Source organism: Sulfitobacter sp. PS-8MA (genome assembly GCF_040933935.1).
In the GTDB taxonomy this organism is placed as follows: domain Bacteria; phylum Pseudomonadota; class Alphaproteobacteria; order Rhodobacterales; family Rhodobacteraceae; genus Sulfitobacter.
This window is the reverse complement of sequence record NZ_JBFQYJ010000005.1, coordinates 14889-34251: the sequence shown is the minus strand read 5'-3', so window position 1 is coordinate 34251 and position 19363 is coordinate 14889. Positions and strand designations below refer to the sequence as shown.

The window sequence follows — 19363 nt, the reverse complement described above, 5'->3', positions numbered from 1 at the left end:
CCTCCATTTCATGATTGTTTTGCTGCGGTCAGGAGCGGCCTTTCGGCGCTTTCTTTGCGCGCGCGACATCCGCTTCGTCCCAGAAACCGATCCAGATCCCCTCATCCTTTTCGATCTCGGTCAGTTGATCGACGCGGGCGTCGCTCATGGTCGTGCGCGTGCGCAGCCGCTCGGTCCAGCGCAGCAGGTCCCGCCCCAAACGGTCGCGGGTGGCGGCATGATCCGGATCATCGCCAAGGTCGGTGAACTCTTGCGGATCACGCGCCAGATCAAACAGCATCGGGCGGAAACCGGTGACGTGAACCAGCTTCCACCGCCCGTCGAAAACCATCACCGCGCGGCTGTCCTTCACACCGCTGCCGAGCAAGGCGCGGGCCTCGCGAAAGGCGAAATCATATTCCGAAACGGCAACATCGCGCGGCCAGTCCTGCTCTCCGCGCAGCAGCGGCATGAGCGAATGACCCTCAAGGATATGATCCGGCACCTCGCCGCCCGAGGCTTCGATGAAGGTCGGCACAAGGTCGATCGCCTCGACCAGATCGCCATTCACCTGCCCCCGCGTCGCATCGGCGCGGGCATCCGGGTCCACCACGATCAGCGGAATGCGCACGGAAGGCTCGTGAAAAAGCTCCTTCTCGCCCAGCCAATGATCGCCCAGATAATCGCCATGGTCCGAGGTAAAGACGATCAGCGTGTCCTCGAGTTTCCCGGTCTTTTCAAGGTGGTCCATCAAGACGCCGATCTGGTCGTCGATCTGCGTGATCAGCCCCATATAGGCCGGGATCACCGCCGTGCGCACCTCGTCCCGGGCCATGCATTTCGATGTGCGATGCGCCTGATAGGCCGCCAGCAGGGGATGCGGATCGGCGCGCTCGGCCTCACTGCGCGTGGCGGGCGGCACATCTTCCGCGCCATAGATATCGTGATAGGGCGCGGGCGCGATATAGGGCCAATGGGGCTTGATATAGCTCAGGTGCAGGCACCACGGCTCCACCCCCGCCTGATCGATGAACTCCAGCGCCCGCGCGGTTGTATAATTGGTTTCGGAATCCTCCACCTTGACCCGTGCCGGCTGGCGGGCGTTTTTCATCAACCAGCCGGAGAGGATATTGCCTTCGGCATCCTCGCCGGAGTTGGCCCAATCCTGCCAGGGGTTTTCGCCGTCATAGCCTTTGCCTGCGAGGTAATCGTTGTAATGCGACGGCACTTTGCCGCCCGTCGGGTGCACCCCGTCCAGCCGGTCCCAGACCTCAAAGCCGCATTCCGCCACCAGCGCCCCGATGTCCGAGGATTTCGAGACGCCAAGCCGCTGCATCCCCTCGATATCGGCGGTCATATGGGTCTTGCCGCAGAGCACCGTGCGCAGGCCGAGCGGGCGCAGATATTCCCCCAATGTCCGCTCACCCAGTTTCAGCGGCACCATGTTCCAGCTCGACCCGTGGCTGCGCACATAGCGGCCGGTGTAAAAGCTCATCCGGCTTGGCCCGCAGATCGGCGACTGCACATAGGCCCGATCGAACCGCAGACCGCGGGCGGCCAGCGCGTCGATATGCGGCGTGCGGATCGACGGGTGACCGGTGCAGCCAAGGTAGTCCCACCTCAGCTGGTCACACATGATAAAGAGGATGTTGCGCGGGCTCATGTCACCAGCGAGCGTTTCTGGAACCGGTCCTCTTTCCAGCGTTCTTGCTTGAGAATATCCTCAAGCTTGTCGACCGCGCCGATGATGTCGGCCTCATTCACGAACAGCGGCGTGATGCCAAAGCGCATGACATTCGGCGCGCGGAAATCCCCGATCACGTTGTCGGCAATCAGCGCCTGCATCGCGGCATAGCCGTGCTCAAAGGCAAAGGACACATGGCTGCCGCGCACCTGCGGATCGCGCGGGCTGACCAGCACCAGCCCCGGGCACCGCGCCTCGACCTCGCGAATGAACAGTTCCGAGAGTTCCACCGCTTTCGCGTGGACCTCTTCCATGTCCACCTGATCCCAAATGTCCAAGGCGACGGAGAGCAAGGCGAAAGAGGCTATCGAGGGCGTGCCGATCCGCATCCGCTCGATCTTGTTGGGCATCGGGCGGTAATCGGTGTCAAAGGCAAATGGTGCTTCATGGCCATACCAGCCCGAAAGGAAAGGCTCGACCGTGTCCAGCAGACGCGGTGCCACATAGATGAACGCGGGCGCGCCGGGGCCGCCGTTGAGGTATTTATAGGTGCAGCCAATGGCGAAATCGACATCCGTGCCCTGCACGTCCACCGGCACCGCGCCCGCCGAATGCGCCAGATCCCAGACCACCACGGCGCCGACCGCATGGGCCTTTTCGATGACCGCTTTCATGTCGTGGCGGCGCCCGGTGCGGTAATCGACTTCGGTCAGCATCACCACGCCGACCTCTTCGGTGATATTCTCCATCACCTCTTCAGGGTCCGGCGCGCGCAGCTCATAGCCTGCGTCTTTCAGCTTCATCAGACCTTCGACCATATAAAGGTCGGTCGGGAAGTTGCCATTGTCCGACAGGACCACCTTGCGCTCCGGCACCATCGCCATCCCGCTGGCCACGGCCTGAAACACTTTGATCGACAGGGTATCGCCCACCACCGTCGTCCCCTCGGGCGCGCCGATCAGCCGGCCGACGCGGTCGCCGAGCGTATTGGTCTGCATGAACCAGTTCTTGGTGTTCCAGCCCTTGATCAGCTCGGTGCGCCATTCGTCGTTCAGAAAGCTGGTCATCGCCGGCACGGAGGCCCGCGGCATCGGCCCCAGCGAATTGCCGTTCAGATAGATCATGCCGTCCGGCAAGTCGAACTGCTCTCGTGTCCAGTCAAAATCAGTCAACCTCTGTCCTCTCTTTGCATTTAGCGATCTTTCCCAGCCGCTTATGAACCGCATCCGTCAAGGCTTCGGGCCCGATTTCACGCCGTTTGACGGACCGGAGCTGCCGCGCCGATGGCCGCGCATCACGCACCATATTATTCGGTGGTGGATACATCGGGCGGCTCTGGAAAGCGCTCGGATTGGGCCGAAGTGGTTATCCGAAAATACGATACCAGATAGCGGTCAATTATCGGAATGGGAGGGTGTCTCAGCCTCTACCCAGCGAGATCAGAGGCGCGCTGCCTTGCTTAAGGGGCCGGGAGGAGGGCGGTAGGTAACCTTCACTGCCCTTTAATTTTCGTGACTTTGAATTTCAGCGTGCAAGTATCTTTCGAGGACATGGTTACCAATCTGGAGGGAACGGATGTTACTCAGCTTGCATGAACAAGAGCGCCTCATGATCTACACCGCCGGAAAACTGGCGTTGGAACGAAGGCAGCGCGGCCTGAAACTGAACCTCCCCGAAGCCACCGCCTTGTTGACCTCCTACCTCCTCGAAGGGGCGCGGGATGGCGAGACGGTGACCGATCTCATGGAATCCGGTCGCAATGTGCTCAGCCGCGACGACGTGATGGAAGGCGTGCCAGAGATGATCGCCCAGATCCAGGTCGAGGCAACTTTTCCCGATGGCACCAAACTCGTAACCGTGATGGAGCCGATCCGATGACCAAGAAACTCAACCCATTCGCCCAGCTTGTGTCTGACAACGCCGATGCGGAACGGCCCAAACATACCACCGATGATCCCGGTCGCGCCTATGATCAGACCAGCGCGGAATCGCCCGAACGCACAAAGTCATCCGGCCCCAGCGGGCCGAGCGAGCCGCGCCGTCCCGGCGGCGGCACCCGCCAAGCCCCGCGCCGCCAGAAGGAAGCGGCACTGGATCACGATGCCGATCCGATCATCCCGGGCGAGATCCTTTATGGCGAGGGCGATGTCGTCATCAACGAAGGGCTGGAGGTGACGACGATAAGGGTCGCCAATACCTCGGACCGCCCGATTCAGATCGGCTCGCATTTTCATTTCGCCGAAGTGAACGCGGCGCTCGACTTTGACCGGGATGCCGCCTGGGGCAAACGCCTTGCGGTGCTGTCGGGCGGGGCCGAGCGGTTCGAGCCCGGTGCGGTGGCGGAGGTGAATCTGGTGCCGATACAGGGCAAGCGCATCGTCTTGGGTTTGCGCGGCTTGTGCAAAGGGGAGCTCGACAATGCAACGAATTGATCGCCGCGAATATGTCGCCTCATACGGCCCGACCAAAGGCGACCGCATCCGGCTGGCTGATACCTGTCTGACGATCGAGGTGGAGGAAGACCGCGCGGGCGGCGGTGATGAATCCGTCTTTGGCGGCGGCAAGTCGATCCGCGAGTCGATGGGGCAATCCTCGCAGACCCGCGCGGAAGGCACGCCCGATCTGGTGATCACCGGGGCCGTTATTCTGGATCATTGGGGCGTGATCAAAGCCGATATCGGCGTGCGCGATGGGCGTATCGTCGGCATCGGCAAATCGGGCAATCCCGACACGATGGACGGGGTCGACCCGGCGCTGGTCATCGGCCCTTCGACGGAAGTCATGGCGGGCAACGGCCTGATCGCCACCGCGGGCGCGATTGACACCCATGTGCATTTCGTCGGGCCGCAGATGTTGCAGGTGGCCTTGGCCGCCGGCGTGACCACGGTGACCGGGGGCGGCACCGGCCCGACGGAAGGCTCCAAGGCGACACTCGCGACGCCGGGTGCCTGGTGGATGGAACGAATGCTCGAAGGTTTCGACCCTTGGCCGGTCAATGTGCTCTTTCTGGGCCGCGGCAACACCATGTCGAAAGAGGCGATGTGGGAGCAGTTGCGCGGCGGCGTGGGCGGTTTCAAAGTGCATGAGGACTGGGGCGCCACCCCCGCCGCCATCGACGCCTGCCTCTCGGTGGCCGAAGAGTCGGGCGTGCAGGTCGCGATCCACTCGGACACGCTGAACGAGGCGGGCTTTGTCGAAAACCTGCTGAAAGCCGTCGATGGCCGCACCTTTCATGCCTTCCACACCGAAGGCGCGGGCGGCGGTCACGCGCCTGACATCATCTCCATCGCGGGGGAGCGCAACGTGCTGCCCGCCTCCACCAACCCCACGCGGCCCTTCACCCATAACACCGTGGCCGAGCATCTCGATATGGTCATGGTGGCGCATCACCTCAATCCGCAGGTGCCGAACGATCTGGCCTTTGCCGAAAGCCGGGTGCGGGCGGGCACCATTGCCGCCGAAGATATCTTGCAGGACATGGGCGCGATCTCGATCATGTCGTCGGACGCGCAGGCCATGGGGCGCATCGGCGAGACGGTCATGCGCACCTGGCAGACCGCGCATGAGATGAAGAAACTGCGCGGCGCGGCCCCCGGTGACAGCCGCGCCGACAACATGCGCGCGCGGCGCTATGTGGCGAAATATACGATCTGCCCCGCCGTGGCGCATGGGATGGAGCGCGAGATCGGCTCGATCGAGATCGGCAAAAAGGCCGATATCGTCATGTGGCAACCGGCGCTCTTCGGCGTGCGCCCGCATACGGTCTTTACCGGCGGCATGGTGGCAACGGCGGCTTTGGGCGATCCCAATGCCTCGATCCCGACGCCGCAGCCGGTGATGGAGCGGGTCGGGTACAACGTCCACTCCCCCGCCTCGGGCGCGACCTCGCTGGCCTTTGTCTCACAGGCGGCGATTGACGATGGCATTGCCGACCGGATCAACACCAACCGCAAGTTCGTCGCCATCGAGAACACCCGCGGGCGCGGCAAGGAGGACATGCCCGAGAACACCGCCCTGCCCAGGATCGAAGTCGACCCCGACACCTATTCGGTCAAGATCGATGGCGAGATCGCGGACCATGAACCGGCCAGCGAAGTGCCTATGGCGCAGCGCTACTTCCTGTTCTGATGCTGGACCGCGCGACAGGGCAACAGGCGGCGCTTTTGCTGCTCGCAGACGGGCGTCTGCCCGCCGGGGGCTACGCCCATTCCGGCGGGCTGGAGCCTGCGGTGCGGGCGCGGCGGGTGCGGGATATGGGTGATCTTGAAGCCTTCCTGATCGGTCGGGTGGAGACGGCGGGTCTGGTCGCTGCGGCCTTTGCCGCCGCCAGTTGCGCGCGGGCGACAGGGGGGGATTTGTCGGATCTGGCAGACTTGGAAGCCGAGCTTGACGCCCGCATCCCCTCGCCCGAATTGCGCAAAGTCTCCCGTGATCTGGGCCGCCAGCTGCGCCGCGCGATGCAAAGCATTCATCCGCATGCGGATTTTGAGCAGTTGGGGTCTGCCCCGCATCAGCCGCTGGTGATGGGCATAGCAGCCGCCGCGCTTGGCCTTGGCCCTGCGGCAGCCGCCCTCGCTATCCTGCACGAAAACAATTCCGGCGCGGCGGCCGCCGCGGCCAAGCTGATGCCGGTTGATCCTTTCCGCGTCCATGCGATCCTCGCGCGTATGACCGGGCGGCTCGATGAACTGGCGGCCTATGCGGCGACCTTTGCCCATAGGCCTGCCCCCGATCTGCCCTCCCCCGGATCTCCCTTGGCGGATATTGCCGCTGAACATCACAGGAGGTCCGATGTACGACTCTTCGCTTCGTGATCCCGATAAGCTGGCCACAGGGGCGATGTTCGCCCATGCGCGTCTCAGCACCCTGTTTTCAGGCAGAAGCAGCCACGTTGATGTGCTGCGCTCTGACGGGCCACTGGTTCTGCGCAAGAGCAACCCCAAAGGCCCGGAACCGCTGACGCAGCGCCGCACCGACATCGCGCGGGTGGCGCTGGCCGCGGGCACGGCGGGGCCGCTGGGGGGAGATGCCTATGCGTTGAACGTGGAGGTCGGTGCGGGCAGCACTCTGCTGTTGCAAGAGGTCTCGGCCATGCTGGTGCTGCCCGGCATCGGCGGTGGACAGTCGCGCATGTCGGTCACCGTCAATGTCGCAGCGGGCGCGACCTTTGTCTGGTGGGCCGAGCCGATCATCGCCGCGCAGCGCTGTCATCACCTGCATGAGCTGCGGATCAACCTCGCCGCCGATGCGCGGCTGGTGCTGCGCGAAGAACTGCTGCTGGGCCGCCATGGGGAAGAGCCCGGCGACTTCAGCAGCCGCCTGCGGATCACCCGCGCCAACCGCGCGCTCTATGACCAGCGGCTGAGCTTTGGCCCCGCGACACAGGGCTGGGACGGCGCCGCCGTGCTGGATGGCAACCGGGCGGCGGGCTCCATCCTCGTGGTGGACCCCGACTGGGGCGACGCCCCGCCATCCGCGCGGCCTTATCATCAAGACGCAGCCCTTGCCCCCCTGCCCGGCCCCGGCGTTGCGATTGCGGCGGCGGCCCCCGACAGCCTCGCCCTGCGCGGCTTGCTGCACGACGGATTGAACATACTCGGCGCCCCATGGGCGATCTAATATCAAGGAGAACCGGAGATGCATGATACCAACACCACCAGTCAATCCCGTGCCTTGCGCTTGGGCGTGGCCGGGCCGGTCGGCACCGGCAAAAGCTCTGTCATTGCCGCGATCTGTCGCCAGTTGCGCGATGAGTTTCGCCTCGGCGTGATCACCAATGACATCTACACCGACGAGGACGCCCGCTTTCTGAAATCCGCCGGTGTCCTGCCCGAAGAGCGCATCCGCGCGGTTGAGACAGGCTCTTGCCCGCATACGGCGATCCGCGATGATGTCACGATGAACCTGATCGCGGTTGAGGACATGGAGCGCGATTTTGCCCCCTTGGATATCGTGCTGGTGGAAAGTGGGGGTGACAATCTCACCGCGACATTCTCCCCCGCGCTGGTGGATGCGCAGCTTTTCGTGCTCGACGTGGCCGGCGGCGGCGATGTGGCGCGCAAGGGCGGTCCGGGCATCAGCGGCGCGGATCTTTTGGTGATCAACAAGATCGATCTAGGCGCGCATGTCGATGTGGATGTCGAGCAAATGGTGTCAGACGCGACCCGGGCGCGGGACGGCGGCCCGGTGCTCGCCCTATCGCGCAAACGTCCCGAAACGGTCGAACAGCTCTGCAACTGGGTGCGCGACATGCGCGAAACCTATGCGTCAGGCGGCCATATCCCCAAAGACCCCGGCCCCATGGCGCCGCATCACCATGCCCATGGTGACGCCCATGGTCACAGCCATACGCATCACGATGATTGACCCCAGGCTGAGCGGCGCAGTGCTGGAATGAGGCGCGATCCGCCCCCCGGCCAAAGACGTCGAGAATTTTCATACCAGATGAATAGGAGCACGATATGAAACGCATTTTAGCACTCGCCCCGCTTACCATCGCCGCCACACCGGCCCTTGCGCATTTGAACCCCGAGCAACATGGGTCTTTCGCCGCTGGCCTGTCGCACCCGCTATTCGGCCTCGACCACATCCTCGTCATGGTGGCGGTAGGTCTCTGGGCGGCTGTTCTCGGAGGCCGCGCTTGCTGGGCTCTGCCCGCGTCCTTCATGGCGGCCATGACCGTCGGTTTTGTCGCGGCTCTGTCGGGCTTCACCCTGCCTCTGGTCGAGCCGATGATTTTGGCGTCGGTCTTTGCTCTGGGCTTTCTCGTCGCCCTGTCGATGCGCTTGCCAACCTCTGCCGCCATGGGGGTCGTCGCCGCCTTCGCCCTGTTCCACGGTGTCGCACATGGCAGCGAGCTGGGCGCCGCCACGGCCCTGACCTTCGGCGCTGGCTTCGTGCTATCCACCGCCCTTCTCCACGCTGCGGGCGTCGTGGTCGCCCTGGCCTCCGCGCGGAGTTTGGTTAATTCGCAGATCATTCGCGGATTGGGCTGTGCCACAGTATTCGGCGGCGTTTGGGCGGCAGTGGCTGGGTGAAAGCCAAGGTACCAGGTGTTAATGAACCTTTGGCTCAGGTGTGGTGGCGCCCGAGATCCCACGTACGTCGGCCCTTGATTGACGGTAGCAGCGGCGGATAGAGACTTGATCGTCGGCACAGGGTCGGCCTTGATTGCATCCCGGATGGAAGCAATCATATTCCAAAAAGACGCATTATACCCTTCCAAGGTTTCCCCCATATGGGTCTCGAAGGCGCCACTGATGGCGCTGACGACATAACTTTGAACCTGAAAGGGAAACCCGATGAAACTTATTCTAAGCACCCTCGCCGCCGCAACTCTGGCCACTGGCGCATATGCTGGCACCTCCACCAAATACGACGATATCCGTCTCGACACCCGCGAGACCGCTGATGTAGTTTATAGCGCCGGCAATGACATCCGAGACGAAAGCCTGTCGGATCGCGAAGCCGATCTGCGGCTCGATACGTCGATATACGGTCAGAGTGGCGTGCCGACATTTTCCAGCCGCAGCGGCGAGCATACCGTGAACCACACACCTGTCTATGGCGGCTACGGCCCGGGCAATGACAGCCGCTGATTCGGTCTGATCTGGTTCTACTGAATGACGATGCAGCCGCGAGGATTTCCCCGCGGCTGCATTTTTTTGGCGATTGGTTGAGAGCGTAGATGCGGCGCGGTCTTGGCCTGCCTCAAACGATCTCCATACTATGTGAGATGTTCTTGACGTTCATGTAATTCTCCAGCCCCTCGGTGCCGCCTTCGCGCCCGTAGCCGCTGGATTTGACGCCGCCGAAGGGGGTCTCGGGCAAGGAGGCCTCAAGCGTGTTGAAGGAGATATTGCCGGCCTCCACCTCATCCGTCATCCGGTCGACATAGTCGGCGCGGTTGGTGAAGCCATAGGCGGCGAGCCCGAAGGGTGTTGCATTGGCCTGCGCGATGGCCTCGTCGAGCGAGCCCACGGGGTTGATCACAGCAAGGGGGCCAAAGGGTTCTTCCTGCATGACATGGGCGTTTTCCGGCACATTGGCCAGCACGGTCGGCTGGAAGAAATAGCCCTTGTTGCCATGGCGGGCGCCGCCGGTGAGCACTTCGGCGCCCTTGTCGCGGGCGTCCTCGACCAGAGCCGAGAGGGCGGGCACGCGACGGTCATTGGCGAGCGGGCCCATCTCGACGCCCTCTTCTACGCCATTGCCCACGACCGTCTCTTTCGCCCGTTGGACAAAACGGTCGACGAAGGGCCGATAGATGCTTTCATGCACGAAAAACCGTGTGGGCGAGGTGCAGACCTGACCGGCGTTGCGGTATTTGCGGATGGCGCTGCTGAGGGCGGCTTTCTCGACATCGGTGTCTTCGCAGACGATCACGGGCGCATGGCCGCCGAGTTCCATCAACACGCGGGTCATGTTTTCCGACGCCAGTGTGGTGAGCTGCCGCCCGACGGCGGTGGAGCCGGTGAAGGCCACCAGACGCACAGGCTCTTGCGCGATCAGATGGCTGGAGATCTGCGCCGGTTCGCCGAAGACGAGGTTGAGCACGCCCGAAGGCAGCCCGACATCATGGAAGGCCTGCACGATATGCTGCGCGCCTGCCGGGGTTTCCTCGGCGGCTTTGAGGATGATCGAACAGCCGCTGGCCAGCGCCCCGGCGATCTTGCGGCAGGGCTGGCTCATCGGGAAGTTCCAGGGCGAGAGGCCCAGCACGACGCCGACGGGTTCATGGTGCACCACATAGCGCACGCCATGGGCCGAGGGGATCACCCGGCCATAGGTGCGCACCGCTTCGCCCGCGTCCCATTCGATAAACTCCGCCCCCCGGATCACCTCCAGCCGGGCCTGTGCCAAGGGTTTGCCATGTTCGGCGGTGATCGACTGGGCGATCTCTTCCTGCCGCTCGCGCAGCAGTTTGGCGGCGCGCAGCATCAGGTCGGCACGGTCCCGGGGCGCGGTGCGGCGCCAGATGCGGAAGCCCTCTTGGGCAGCCGCCAGCGCGTCATCAAGGTCGGGGATTTCCGCGCGGGGCAGGCGGCCAATCTCCGCCTCTGTCGCCGGGTTGAGCACGGCCATATCGCTGGATGTTGTCCGCCATTCGCCGCCGATATAGAGCTTTAATTCTGGATATGTGACCATGATGCCCTCTTGCATGAGATGTTGGGGCAAGGGTCACATGGCCGGGGCCATCGTCTCAACTGAATTGATCGGATACTGATATCCGTATCCGTGATACCCTGCCGGGTCAGAGCGCCGCGGCCTCGGCGCGGAGCGCGTCAAGAAATGCGATGCCCGCGGGAGACAGGCTGTTGTCACCCCGGTAAGACACGCCGATGGGGCGGCCGCCGAAGGGCACGTCCCAGTCGATCGCGGTCAGAAGACCCGCTTCGATGTCGAGCGAGGCGACATGGGCGGGCAGCAGGCCGATCAGGTCATGCGACCGCAGCAAGGTACGGTTGGCGAGATAGGAGACCGATTCAATGATCGTCTTGGGCAGATATTGATCCTGTTTGATGAAGAACTGATCGGTCTGACGGCGCAGGGTGGTCTCGATCGGGGGCAGGACCCAGCCAAAGGGTTTCAGCTCTTCAAAGGACACATCGGAGGCTTTCGCCAAAGGGTGCTGATTGCCCGCGACAATCATCACCCGCTCGTCAAAGAAAGTTTCCTGTTCGATCTTGGCCCGGTGCCGGTGGCTGGGCAGGCGTCCGACGATCACGTCGATCTCGCCCGATCGCAGCGCGGGCATCAGGGCTTCATTGGTGCCTTCGACGATCTTGATCGCGACATTGGGACGGTCGGCCAGCAGCCGGTTGATCGCCCGGGGCAGCAAGCGGGGCGAGGCGGCGAGCAGGGTGCCGATCACCACGCGGCCGCTGTTGCCTTCGTTCAGGTCGTCAAGCTCTTGCGCCGCGTTGGAGACCTGCGCGAAGATCAGCTTGCCGTGGCGGATCAGCGCTTCGCCAAAGACGGTGGGCACCACGCCGCGGTTGGTGCGCTCGAAGAGCTGCACCTCAAAGTCGATCTCAAGGTCCTGGATCATCTTGGTCGCGGCGGGCTGTGAGATGCCCAGATCCCGCGCGGCGTGCTGGATATTGCCATGTTCGCCCACTTTCACCAGCAACCGCAGTTGCCGCAGTTTCAGGCGGGTCAGGGCGCGGTCGACGATACGAGAGTGGTTGGAAACCATGGTGTTGCCTTATGTGGTGATCGCAGCGCGGCGCCGTTCAACGGCAGAGACGACGCTCATCGCCGCGAGGGCGGAACTGCGGGGGTTGTCGGGCAGGGCGGTGCCTTCGATCCGGAAATGAAAGCTGCCGAAAGCGCCGGTGGCGTGGATTTCGTGAATGTTTGCGGTGACCTCCGGGTCGGCGATAAGCTGGGCCGTGGTCTTGTCGAAGCCCAGTCCGGCCAGCGCCACGGCGGCGGCGACATTGGCGTTCTTGGGATAGGCGGTCGCGGCTTCGCGGGCGCTGCCTTTGAAATGGACGGCGGCCTCGGTCAGCGCATCGAGATCGACCTGCTCCTCCGCCGGGGAGCCGCGCCACCCCTCTGGCGGTTTGCGTCCCGTATAGGTGACCTGAGACAGCCCACCCACCCGGGCGGCCTGCAGGCAGTCCAAGGCGCCGATGGCCCCGGTGGCAAGATGCAGCTGTGCAGCCCCTCGGCGGGCGGCCGCTTGCAAGCCTTGTTCCAACTGCCGATCTGCAAGGGCGCCGATCGAGATCGTGACCAGATCAATGCCGCGTTCCAGTATCGCCGCCCCATGTTGGGTCAGCGCTTCGTGACCGGCGCAATCGACCATGAGGGTGATGTCCGACGGCAGGTCTGCGACGCGATCCACACGCAGGGCCGTGCCGCCATCGGTCTGATGCAAACGGCCCGCCCGGGTCAGCACCGTTTGCGGCGCCAGCCCGATCTCGGTCAGCTTTTCCGTCACATAGCGCCCGATGGCCCCTTCTCCGATCAATCCGATTTTCATAGATGGCTCCTTCATTCGGCTTAAGCCATAAATGAATTTCCAGCCAGCCCGTTATCGATTTTTTGAATACCCACATAAGACCCTGCGCGTTGGCATTTGCGCGGAACAGGCGCTTTAGTGGCGTAAATCCACCGCGATGACCTGCCGGAGTTCCCCTTATGAAATATGCGAAACATGACGCCAAAGCCTATGCGCGCGAAAACATGCGCGGCATCTGGGCGGCGGCGCTGAACCCGTTTGACGACGATCTGGCGCTGGACGAGGCCGGGCTGCGCAAGAATATCCGCCATTGGATCGATGACCTAAAGATCCAAGGTCTCTTCATCGCGGGCAAGCAGGGTGAGTTCTGGTCGATGTCGCTCGATGAGCGCAAGCGCAATATGACCGTCGCCGTGGAAGAATGTGGCGACAAGGCCGGGACGATCATGTCGATCTCGGATCAGAATGTCGACACGGTGCTGGACCTGGGCCGCCACGCGCAGGATTGCGGGGCGGATTACGTGGTGGTCCATGCGCCGATGCTGAGCTTTTGCAGTGACCGGGATGGGGTGCTCTATAACTACTATAAATACCTCTGCGACCGTTTGGACATTGGCATCGCCATGTGGAGCCACCCGGACAGCGGCTATCTGATGGAACCGGAAACCTGCGCGCGGATCGCGGACCTGCCCAATATCATGGCGATCAAATATTCCGTCCCGCGTGAGATGTATGCCCGGCTGACCAAGATGGTGGGCGACAAGATCCTTGTGTCGACCTCGGCGGAGGCGGAGTGGCTCGACAATATCGAGGAGTTGGGCTGGCAGCTCTACCTCTGTTCCTCGCCGCCCTATCAACTTCAGACCGCGAATGACCTGCGGATGCATGAATATACCGAACTGGCTTTCGCGGGGAAGTTCGACGAGGCGCGGCGGGTGCGGGACAGTCTCGACCCCGTGCGCCGCGCGATCCATGACACCAAGCCCGGCGGCAAGCCCACGGCCCATGGCAAATACTGGCAGGAGTTGCTGGGTCAGGTGGGCGGGCGCGTGCGGCATCCGATGCTGGAGCTGAGCGAGGCCGAAAAAGCCGCGACGCGCAAAGCCTTTGAGGGATGTGGCCTGAAGCTGTGATCCTGCGGCGATGAGCGGGGAGCTTTACGCGCTTCTGGCCGCGCTGGCCTATGGCGGCGCGGGGGTGGCCATCGCCAAGGGCAAGGTGACGGCGCGGGGCGACAACGGGCTGTTTCTTTCCGTTGTCGCGACCGCTGTGCTGTCGGGTTTGATCTGGGTGTTTTGGGGGCAGGTGCCAGCCAGCGCCTTGCGCGACCCCGAGGCCATTGGCCCCATCATCATCTTCGCGCTGGCGGGGCTCATGGCCTCCGTCTTCGGCCGCATGTTCATGTTCCGCGCGACCGAAGGGACCGGCCCGGTGACCGCGGGGTTATTGAGGCGCCTGACCCCGGTCTTCGGGCTGCTCTTCGGTTTTCTGATGCTGGCGGAATGGCCCGATATGGTGACGCTGGCGGGGGCGGTGATCGTAACCGGCGCGGTCCTGTTCTACTTGCCGCCCTCCGCGCTTAGGCAGGGGCGGTTCAGTCAGATCGGGCTGGCTTTTGGCGTGGGCTCGGCGGCGGCCTACGCTTTGGCCTATACCCTGCGCAGCGCGGCCTTGGCGGGCCTGCCGGATGCGGCTCTGGGCACGTTCATCGGGGCCTTGGTCGGCGGCATTTGGATCTTGGGCGCGGCATCCCTGCGGCGGGATCGGCTGCGTTCAATACAGGCGCTGCTGGTGGATCGAGGGCGCTGGCACCTTTTGGCGGCTCTCGCGCTCAGCGCCGGGCAATTCCTTCAGTTTCTGGCCCTCAAATCGGCCACTGTCGTCACCGTCGCGACCCTTGGCACCTTGGAAGTGTTTTTCGCGGCGGTAATCCTGCGCCTGACGACCGGCACGCCGCCGGCCTACCCATGGCGGCTGATGGCTGCGGGGGCTGCAGCCCTTGGCGGGACGGCCCTGATGCTGGCATGAAACAAGATATATGAGCGCGTGCAGCTATCACGAATACCGATATCAGAATTCCTCGAAATTCGTATTTCTATAGGCGCAACCTGCTTAGGCTGACCGGCAAACGCCTGCGCCATAACCAATGGGAACCACCATGACCAACCATCCGACGCTCAAGCCGTTCAACTTCAAGAAATGGGTTGAAGACAACGCTGACAAGCTGCGCCCCCCGGTCGGCAACCAGTTGCTGCACAAGGAAGGCGATATGATCGTGATGGTCGTCGGCGGGCCGAACACCCGCGTCGATTTCCATGACGACCCGGTGGAGGAATGGTTCTTTCAGCAGAAGGGCGACATGATGCTGAAGATCGCCGACGGGGGCAAAATCTATGACGTGCCGGTGCGCGAGGGCGAGGTTTTCATGCTGCCCCCGCATGTCCGCCACGCGCCGCAACGCCCGCAGGAAGGCTCCATCGGCATCGTCGTCGAAGCCCCGCGCCAGCCGGGCATGACCGAAGGGTTTGAATGGTATTGCTTCAACTGCGAAGGGCTGGTGCACCGCGAGGAGGTGGCGCTTGATGGGCCAGACGGGATCGTGACGCTCTTGCCGAAGCTCTACGACAAATTCCACAATTCGACCGAGGCGCGCACCTGTCCCAACTGTGGCGAGGTTCATCCCGGGAAAGGCAAACCGCCGGCGGATTGGGTCCAGCTTTAATTCAACATCGTCGATCAGGGAGGATACGATGAATATGATGACCAGAGCATTTGGCAGCATGGCCTTTGCCGCTGTCGCCGCGTTGACCGCGAGCGCTGTTCAGGCCGAGGAGTTCCGGCTTGGGTTGATCACCCCGCCGCCGCATATCTGGACCAAGGCCGCCGAAGCGTTCGGGGCCGAATTGGCCGAGGCCAGCGACGGGGCGCATAGTGTCACCGTCTTTCCCGCCCGCCAGTTGGGCAATGAGGCCGAGATGTTGCAGCAATTGCAAACCGGTGCGCTCGACATGGCCTTTATGACCGTGGCGGAAGTGTCGAACCGCGCGCCGGACTTCGGCGCATTCTATGCGCCCTTTCTGGCGCAGGACATCGAACACGCGGGCCGGATTCTGCGCAGTGACACGGCGAGGGGCATGCTGGAGCAACTGCCCGCCGAGGTGGGTGTTGTCGGTGTGGCCTATGGCATGGCGGGCCTGCGGCAGATCGTGGCAAGGGGAGAGGTCAATTCCGCCGATGATCTGGCCGGTCTGAAACTGCGGATCACGCCTTTCGATCCGATCCTCGATTTCTACAACGCCATTGGCGCGGCACCGACCCCGATGCCCTTGCCTGCCGTCTATGACGCGCTGGCCAATGGGCAGGTTGACGCGATCGACATGGACGCCGAGCTGATCTGGGTTCTGAAGTATTTCGAGCAGGCCGATACAGTCGTTCAGTCCAACCATATGATGTTTCCCATGGTCGGCCTTGTGTCGGGCCGGGTCTGGGCGCAGATGTCCGACGAAGACCGCAAGCTGATCGGTGATCTGATGGCCAAACATGTGGACAGCACGATCGACAGCTACGTCGAAAAAGAACAGGGCTGGCTCGATCAGGTGCGCGGTGCGGGCACCAATTATGTCGAGGTGGATCAGGCGTTCTTTGGCGATGCGGTGGCGGAATGGAACGCGATCTGGGCCGAGAAGTCGTCCAAGCTCGATGCGCTGCGGCAGGTCGCGGACGATACGGCTGAGTAATATTAGCAACCCGGACCGGGGCCGCCATCGACGCGCCCCGGCCTCTCTTTGGAAGGGCGCGCATGATCTGGCGGATTTCGGCATTCTGGGCGCGGTGCGAACTGGCCTTGGCCTCGGCACTGGCGGCGGCGATTACGGTGCTGATCCTCTTGAACGTGACGACACGCAGCTTTGGCGCGGCGCTGTTCTGGGTCGATGAACTGGCGATCTATGCGATGGCCTGGATGACCTTTCTGGGCGCCTCGGCGGGATTGCACTACGGCCATGCCGTCGCCGTGACGATCCTGACCGAGAACCTGCCCCAGCCCCTGCACAGGATCCTGGCCAAGCTGGTGGATCTGATCGTGCTTGGCTTTGCCCTGCTGATGGTCTGGTTCTGCTGGCGCTGGTTTTCGCCTCTGGAACTGGCCCGGCAAGGGTTCGACACCAAGGCGTTTCAGGCGGCGACATTCAATTTCATCTATGCCGAGCCGACCACCACGCTCGGGATCAAGAAGGTCTGGGTCTGGCTGGTGATGTGGGCCTTTGCCCTTGGGGCCACGCTGCACGGTCTGGCCCATGTGCTGACCCCCGGCGACAAGGTCGAGGCCAGCGCCCCATGACCCCGCTCATCTTCGCCTTCAAACTCCTGATCGCCGTGCCGGTTGCCCTCGTGCTGGCGCTCACCGCGATCTGGTACATCTGGGAGAGCGGCAACACGGTGCTCTACGACAGCTTCGCGCAGAAGATGTTCGCGGGGCTGGAGAATTACGGGCTGCTGGCGATCCCGCTCTTCATGCTCACCGGCGAGATGATGAACGAAGGCGGGATGACGCGCCGGTTGATCAATGCCGCGCGGGTCTTTGTTGGCGGGTTCCGGGGCGGGTTGGCCTATATCAATCTGCTGGCGAATATGTTCATGGCCGCGATCATCGGCTCTGCCACGGCGCAGATCGCGGTGATGGCGCGGGCCATGACACCCGAGATGGAGGGCGAAGGCTATTCGCGCGGCTTTGCCGCGGCGACCACGGCGGCGGGGGGGCTTTTGGCCCCGGTAATCCCCCCGTCGATGATGTTCGTGATCTACGGCGTTCTGGCGCAGGTCCCCATCGGCGACATGTTTCTGGCGGGCATCCTGCCGGGCCTGATGCTCTTTGCCGCTTTTGCCGGTGTGGTCTTTGTCATCGGCGTGATCGAAGGCTTTCCGAAGGGCGCGTGGTTCACCGGGCCGCAGGCGGGGGCGGCGCTGCTGTCTTGTCTGCCGGCAATGCTGATCCCCGCGGCCATTATCGGCGGCATCCTTTTTGGCATCGCGACCCCCACGGAATCGGCGGCGATTGCCTCGCTGATCGCTTTCCTCGTGGGGTGGCTGGTTTACGGCGAGTTGAAACCCCGGCGTCTCTTCGGCCTGTTCAGGCGCACCGCGATCAATGCCTCGATGGTGATTTTCATGATCGCCGCGGCGAATGTCTTTGGCTGGGTGATCATCTACGAAGCGCTGCCGCAGAAGCTCGCCGCGCTGATCACCTCGATTACCAGCGACCCTTTCATGTTCCTGCTCATCGTCAATGTGATCCTGCTGCTGGTCGGCATGTTGATCGACGGGATCGCGGCGGTGATCTTGATTACCCCGATCCTCTTGCCGATCGCGATGAACGATTATAGCATCGACCCCTTCCATTTTGGCGTGGTGATGTGCCTCAATCTCGTTCTGGGGCTTTTGACACCGCCCGTCGGTGTGGGCCTTTATATCGCAGCCTCGATGAGCGGCGCGCGCCCCGGCGAAATCCTGCGGTCGCTCTGGCCGTTCCTGCTGGCGGTGGCGGTGATCCTGGTTCTGCTCAGCCGGTTTGAATGGCTTTCGACGGCGCTGATATAGGGCTCGGGGCGGGATATGTGGTTGGGCTGTTCAGATAAAGACAGCCTCTTATCAATGCTTGGAGCGAACGACTGACCGATCTCCTTTGAGGTCGCATTGAACTGGTCCAGATGCGTTTGGGTGATGACGACGATGCGGAGAATCCACAGGTGAAGTGTGGACCGCCCCCCATTTCGCCGGACACCCAGGCAGTTTCAGTCTTGGCTCAGATGAACTCGCGGCGAACGCCATTCCGACCGCTGTCTAAGTGGTTGTCGTTTTAGCTTTCAATCCAGCCTCCTATCAGATTCTGAAGATTGCGGGCCGGCGACTGGAATGAAGCATGATTGCGGTCCAAGCTGGCGAGCAAAGATGCGAGTTTCCTTTGCCGTATAACAAATGACATTGTCGGATAAGACCGTGACAACCTCGGGCGTGTAATGGCAGCCGAAGCGTTTCTCGACGGCCTCCAGAAGCGTGTCACGCACATCTGAGCCACTGATCCCAGCATGGACGACGGCCCGTCAGCCGGTGACCTCGCGATCATGCGCATCAAGCAAGTATGCAGCGTGGATAACGTCGTCATTCCAGCTGGTAAACTTCAGCCCCTCAGTGCACCAGCGCAGATTCGACCGCATCATGATCACCTTGTGGACACGGGTGAGCTCTGGTTGGTCGAAGTCAGTTCGCTCCAATAGTAAGCTGTCGGTTTTCATGATCCGATAGAGTCCGTTTGTGGTTTACAGGGGCAAGGCCTTCTGTCTTGAGTTCCCGGTCCAGCACCGAGTTGATCCGGTTGTAGCCATAGGTCGGGCGCTCCGCCACCAGACGTTCATCGGGGGGCGCGACGTTCACGGTGTTTTTTGGCCTTGGGCCAGCACCGCTCACCGTCCTGCGCTCTATAGTAGCTCCGACGCTGCTCAGTGCTTTGGCGCTGTCGTTCGTCGAGGTTCAAGCCGGATACACCCAACGTCTGTGCCACCGCCCTTATTGGGAACCGCCCGGTTTGAACGACCGCGCAAGCAAGGTCGGCTTTTTTTTGTGGAGCTTGTCGACCGCTTCCTTCGTAAGCGTTGCATCTGACCCCGTCTGTGACAGCTATCTCAGGTAAACGTTACCCGGCATATTGGCGCGTAGCGCCAATATGCAATAGCGCG

Annotated in this window: 20 protein-coding genes; 14 read left to right on the top strand and 6 right to left on the bottom strand. The window is 62.7% G+C overall.

Going from position 1 to position 19363, the window contains the following annotated elements:
* Positions 1–28: 28 nt before the first annotated feature.
* Positions 29–1642 carry an alkaline phosphatase family protein gene (locus tag AB4M76_RS03225; protein ID WP_368440364.1) on the bottom strand — a complete coding sequence of 538 codons (1614 nt, stop codon included), beginning with the start codon at positions 1640–1642 and terminating at the stop codon, positions 29–31.
* Positions 1639–2835, bottom strand: a complete 1197-nt coding sequence (gene kynU / locus AB4M76_RS03220) for a kynureninase (RefSeq protein ID WP_368440363.1) — start codon at positions 2833–2835, stop codon at positions 1639–1641. Before kynU ends, AB4M76_RS03225 begins: the two co-directional genes overlap by 4 nt.
* Positions 2836–3238: 403 nt before the next feature.
* Here kynU and AB4M76_RS03215 point away from each other — a divergent pair, with 403 nt between their 5' ends.
* From AB4M76_RS03215 to AB4M76_RS03180, 8 genes are all read left to right on the top strand, one after another.
* Positions 3239–3541, top strand: coding sequence for an urease subunit gamma (locus tag AB4M76_RS03215; protein WP_368440362.1), 303 nt, complete (start codon positions 3239–3241; stop codon positions 3539–3541).
* A 233-nt stretch (positions 3542–3774) separates the two neighbouring features.
* A complete protein-coding gene (locus AB4M76_RS03210; RefSeq protein ID WP_368440509.1) occupies positions 3775–4095 on the top strand; it encodes an urease subunit beta in 321 nt (106 codons plus the stop codon).
* The gene (locus AB4M76_RS03205) at positions 4082–5791 is read left to right on the top strand and encodes an urease subunit alpha (protein WP_368440361.1); all 1710 of its coding nucleotides are present in this window, start codon (positions 4082–4084) and stop codon (positions 5789–5791) included. Before AB4M76_RS03210 ends, AB4M76_RS03205 begins: the two co-directional genes overlap by 14 nt.
* A gap of 35 nt (positions 5792–5826) precedes the next feature.
* Entirely contained in the window at positions 5827–6477 is a 651-nt protein-coding gene (locus AB4M76_RS03200) for an urease accessory protein UreF (RefSeq protein WP_368440360.1), read from the top strand.
* Complete coding sequence (locus AB4M76_RS03195) at positions 6455–7282, top strand: urease accessory protein UreD (protein WP_368440358.1); 828 nt, start codon at positions 6455–6457, stop codon at positions 7280–7282. Before AB4M76_RS03200 ends, AB4M76_RS03195 begins: the two co-directional genes overlap by 23 nt.
* Before the next feature lie 18 nt (positions 7283–7300).
* Positions 7301–8029, top strand: coding sequence for an urease accessory protein UreG (gene ureG / locus AB4M76_RS03190; RefSeq protein ID WP_368440357.1), 729 nt, complete (start codon positions 7301–7303; stop codon positions 8027–8029).
* Positions 8030–8124: 95 nt separating this feature from the next.
* Positions 8125–8700 (top strand): HupE/UreJ family protein, encoded by a 576-nt coding sequence (locus AB4M76_RS03185; RefSeq protein ID WP_368440356.1) that lies wholly within the window; start codon positions 8125–8127, stop codon positions 8698–8700.
* A 264-nt stretch (positions 8701–8964) separates the two neighbouring features.
* Positions 8965–9261: a hypothetical protein gene (locus tag AB4M76_RS03180; RefSeq protein ID WP_368440355.1), complete on the top strand. Its 297-nt coding sequence runs from the start codon at positions 8965–8967 to the stop codon at positions 9259–9261.
* 112 nt (positions 9262–9373) lie between these two features.
* Here AB4M76_RS03180 and AB4M76_RS03175 read toward each other — a convergent pair whose 3' ends face one another.
* From AB4M76_RS03175 to AB4M76_RS03165, 3 genes are all read right to left on the bottom strand, one after another.
* Positions 9374–10810, bottom strand: a complete 1437-nt coding sequence (locus tag AB4M76_RS03175) for an NAD-dependent succinate-semialdehyde dehydrogenase (protein ID WP_368440354.1) — start codon at positions 10808–10810, stop codon at positions 9374–9376.
* 106 nt (positions 10811–10916) lie between these two features.
* Positions 10917–11861 carry a LysR substrate-binding domain-containing protein gene (locus AB4M76_RS03170; RefSeq protein WP_368440353.1) on the bottom strand — a complete coding sequence of 315 codons (945 nt, stop codon included), beginning with the start codon at positions 11859–11861 and terminating at the stop codon, positions 10917–10919.
* Between the two features lie 9 nt (positions 11862–11870).
* Positions 11871–12653 (bottom strand): aspartate dehydrogenase, encoded by a 783-nt coding sequence (locus tag AB4M76_RS03165; RefSeq protein ID WP_368440352.1) that lies wholly within the window; start codon positions 12651–12653, stop codon positions 11871–11873.
* 158 nt (positions 12654–12811) lie between these two features.
* On the opposite strand from AB4M76_RS03165, the gene AB4M76_RS03160 reads away from it, so the two are divergent.
* The 6 genes from AB4M76_RS03160 to AB4M76_RS03135 all read left to right on the top strand — a co-directional run bounded on the left by AB4M76_RS03160 (position 12812) and on the right by AB4M76_RS03135 (position 18227).
* Positions 12812–13765: a dihydrodipicolinate synthase family protein gene (locus tag AB4M76_RS03160; RefSeq protein ID WP_368440351.1), complete on the top strand. Its 954-nt coding sequence runs from the start codon at positions 12812–12814 to the stop codon at positions 13763–13765.
* 10 nt (positions 13766–13775) lie between these two features.
* On the top strand, positions 13776–14660 hold the full coding sequence (locus tag AB4M76_RS03155) for an EamA family transporter (protein WP_368440350.1): 885 nt from the start codon (positions 13776–13778) through the stop codon (positions 14658–14660).
* A gap of 130 nt (positions 14661–14790) precedes the next feature.
* Positions 14791–15354 (top strand): 3-hydroxyanthranilate 3,4-dioxygenase, encoded by a 564-nt coding sequence (locus AB4M76_RS03150; protein ID WP_368440349.1) that lies wholly within the window; start codon positions 14791–14793, stop codon positions 15352–15354.
* Between the two features lie 28 nt (positions 15355–15382).
* The gene (locus AB4M76_RS03145) at positions 15383–16369 is read left to right on the top strand and encodes a TRAP transporter substrate-binding protein (protein ID WP_368440348.1); all 987 of its coding nucleotides are present in this window, start codon (positions 15383–15385) and stop codon (positions 16367–16369) included.
* Between the two features lie 62 nt (positions 16370–16431).
* Positions 16432–16971: a TRAP transporter small permease gene (locus AB4M76_RS03140; RefSeq protein ID WP_368440347.1), complete on the top strand. Its 540-nt coding sequence runs from the start codon at positions 16432–16434 to the stop codon at positions 16969–16971.
* Positions 16968–18227 carry a TRAP transporter large permease gene (locus AB4M76_RS03135; protein WP_368440346.1) on the top strand — a complete coding sequence of 420 codons (1260 nt, stop codon included), beginning with the start codon at positions 16968–16970 and terminating at the stop codon, positions 18225–18227. The genes AB4M76_RS03140 and AB4M76_RS03135 overlap by 4 nt, the downstream gene beginning before the upstream one ends.
* Before the next feature lie 503 nt (positions 18228–18730).
* On the opposite strand, the gene AB4M76_RS03130 is transcribed toward AB4M76_RS03135, so the two are convergent.
* Positions 18731–18922, bottom strand: coding sequence for a hypothetical protein (locus AB4M76_RS03130; protein WP_368440345.1), 192 nt, complete (start codon positions 18920–18922; stop codon positions 18731–18733).
* Positions 18923–19363: the final 441 nt, after the last annotated feature.

Coding starts and splice junctions, on each gene's coding strand:
- AB4M76_RS03170 (WP_368440353.1), bottom strand. CDS start 11,861: ATGGTTTCCAACCACTCTCGTATCGTCGACCGCGCCCTGACCCGCCTG.
- AB4M76_RS03145 (WP_368440348.1), top strand. CDS start 15,383: ATGAATATGATGACCAGAGCATTTGGCAGCATGGCCTTTGCCGCTGTC.
- AB4M76_RS03130 (WP_368440345.1), bottom strand. CDS start 18,922: ATGAAAACCGACAGCTTACTATTGGAGCGAACTGACTTCGACCAACCA.
- AB4M76_RS03140 (WP_368440347.1), top strand. CDS start 16,432: ATGATCTGGCGGATTTCGGCATTCTGGGCGCGGTGCGAACTGGCCTTG.
- AB4M76_RS03180 (WP_368440355.1), top strand. CDS start 8,965: ATGAAACTTATTCTAAGCACCCTCGCCGCCGCAACTCTGGCCACTGGC.
- AB4M76_RS03160 (WP_368440351.1), top strand. CDS start 12,812: ATGAAATATGCGAAACATGACGCCAAAGCCTATGCGCGCGAAAACATG.
- AB4M76_RS03195 (WP_368440358.1), top strand. CDS start 6,455: ATGTACGACTCTTCGCTTCGTGATCCCGATAAGCTGGCCACAGGGGCG.
- ureG (WP_368440357.1), top strand. CDS start 7,301: ATGCATGATACCAACACCACCAGTCAATCCCGTGCCTTGCGCTTGGGC.
- AB4M76_RS03225 (WP_368440364.1), bottom strand. CDS start 1,642: ATGAGCCCGCGCAACATCCTCTTTATCATGTGTGACCAGCTGAGGTGG.
- AB4M76_RS03155 (WP_368440350.1), top strand. CDS start 13,776: ATGAGCGGGGAGCTTTACGCGCTTCTGGCCGCGCTGGCCTATGGCGGC.
- AB4M76_RS03215 (WP_368440362.1), top strand. CDS start 3,239: ATGTTACTCAGCTTGCATGAACAAGAGCGCCTCATGATCTACACCGCC.
- AB4M76_RS03165 (WP_368440352.1), bottom strand. CDS start 12,653: ATGAAAATCGGATTGATCGGAGAAGGGGCCATCGGGCGCTATGTGACG.
- AB4M76_RS03205 (WP_368440361.1), top strand. CDS start 4,082: ATGCAACGAATTGATCGCCGCGAATATGTCGCCTCATACGGCCCGACC.
- AB4M76_RS03175 (WP_368440354.1), bottom strand. CDS start 10,810: ATGGTCACATATCCAGAATTAAAGCTCTATATCGGCGGCGAATGGCGG.
- AB4M76_RS03150 (WP_368440349.1), top strand. CDS start 14,791: ATGACCAACCATCCGACGCTCAAGCCGTTCAACTTCAAGAAATGGGTT.
- AB4M76_RS03185 (WP_368440356.1), top strand. CDS start 8,125: ATGAAACGCATTTTAGCACTCGCCCCGCTTACCATCGCCGCCACACCG.
- AB4M76_RS03135 (WP_368440346.1), top strand. CDS start 16,968: ATGACCCCGCTCATCTTCGCCTTCAAACTCCTGATCGCCGTGCCGGTT.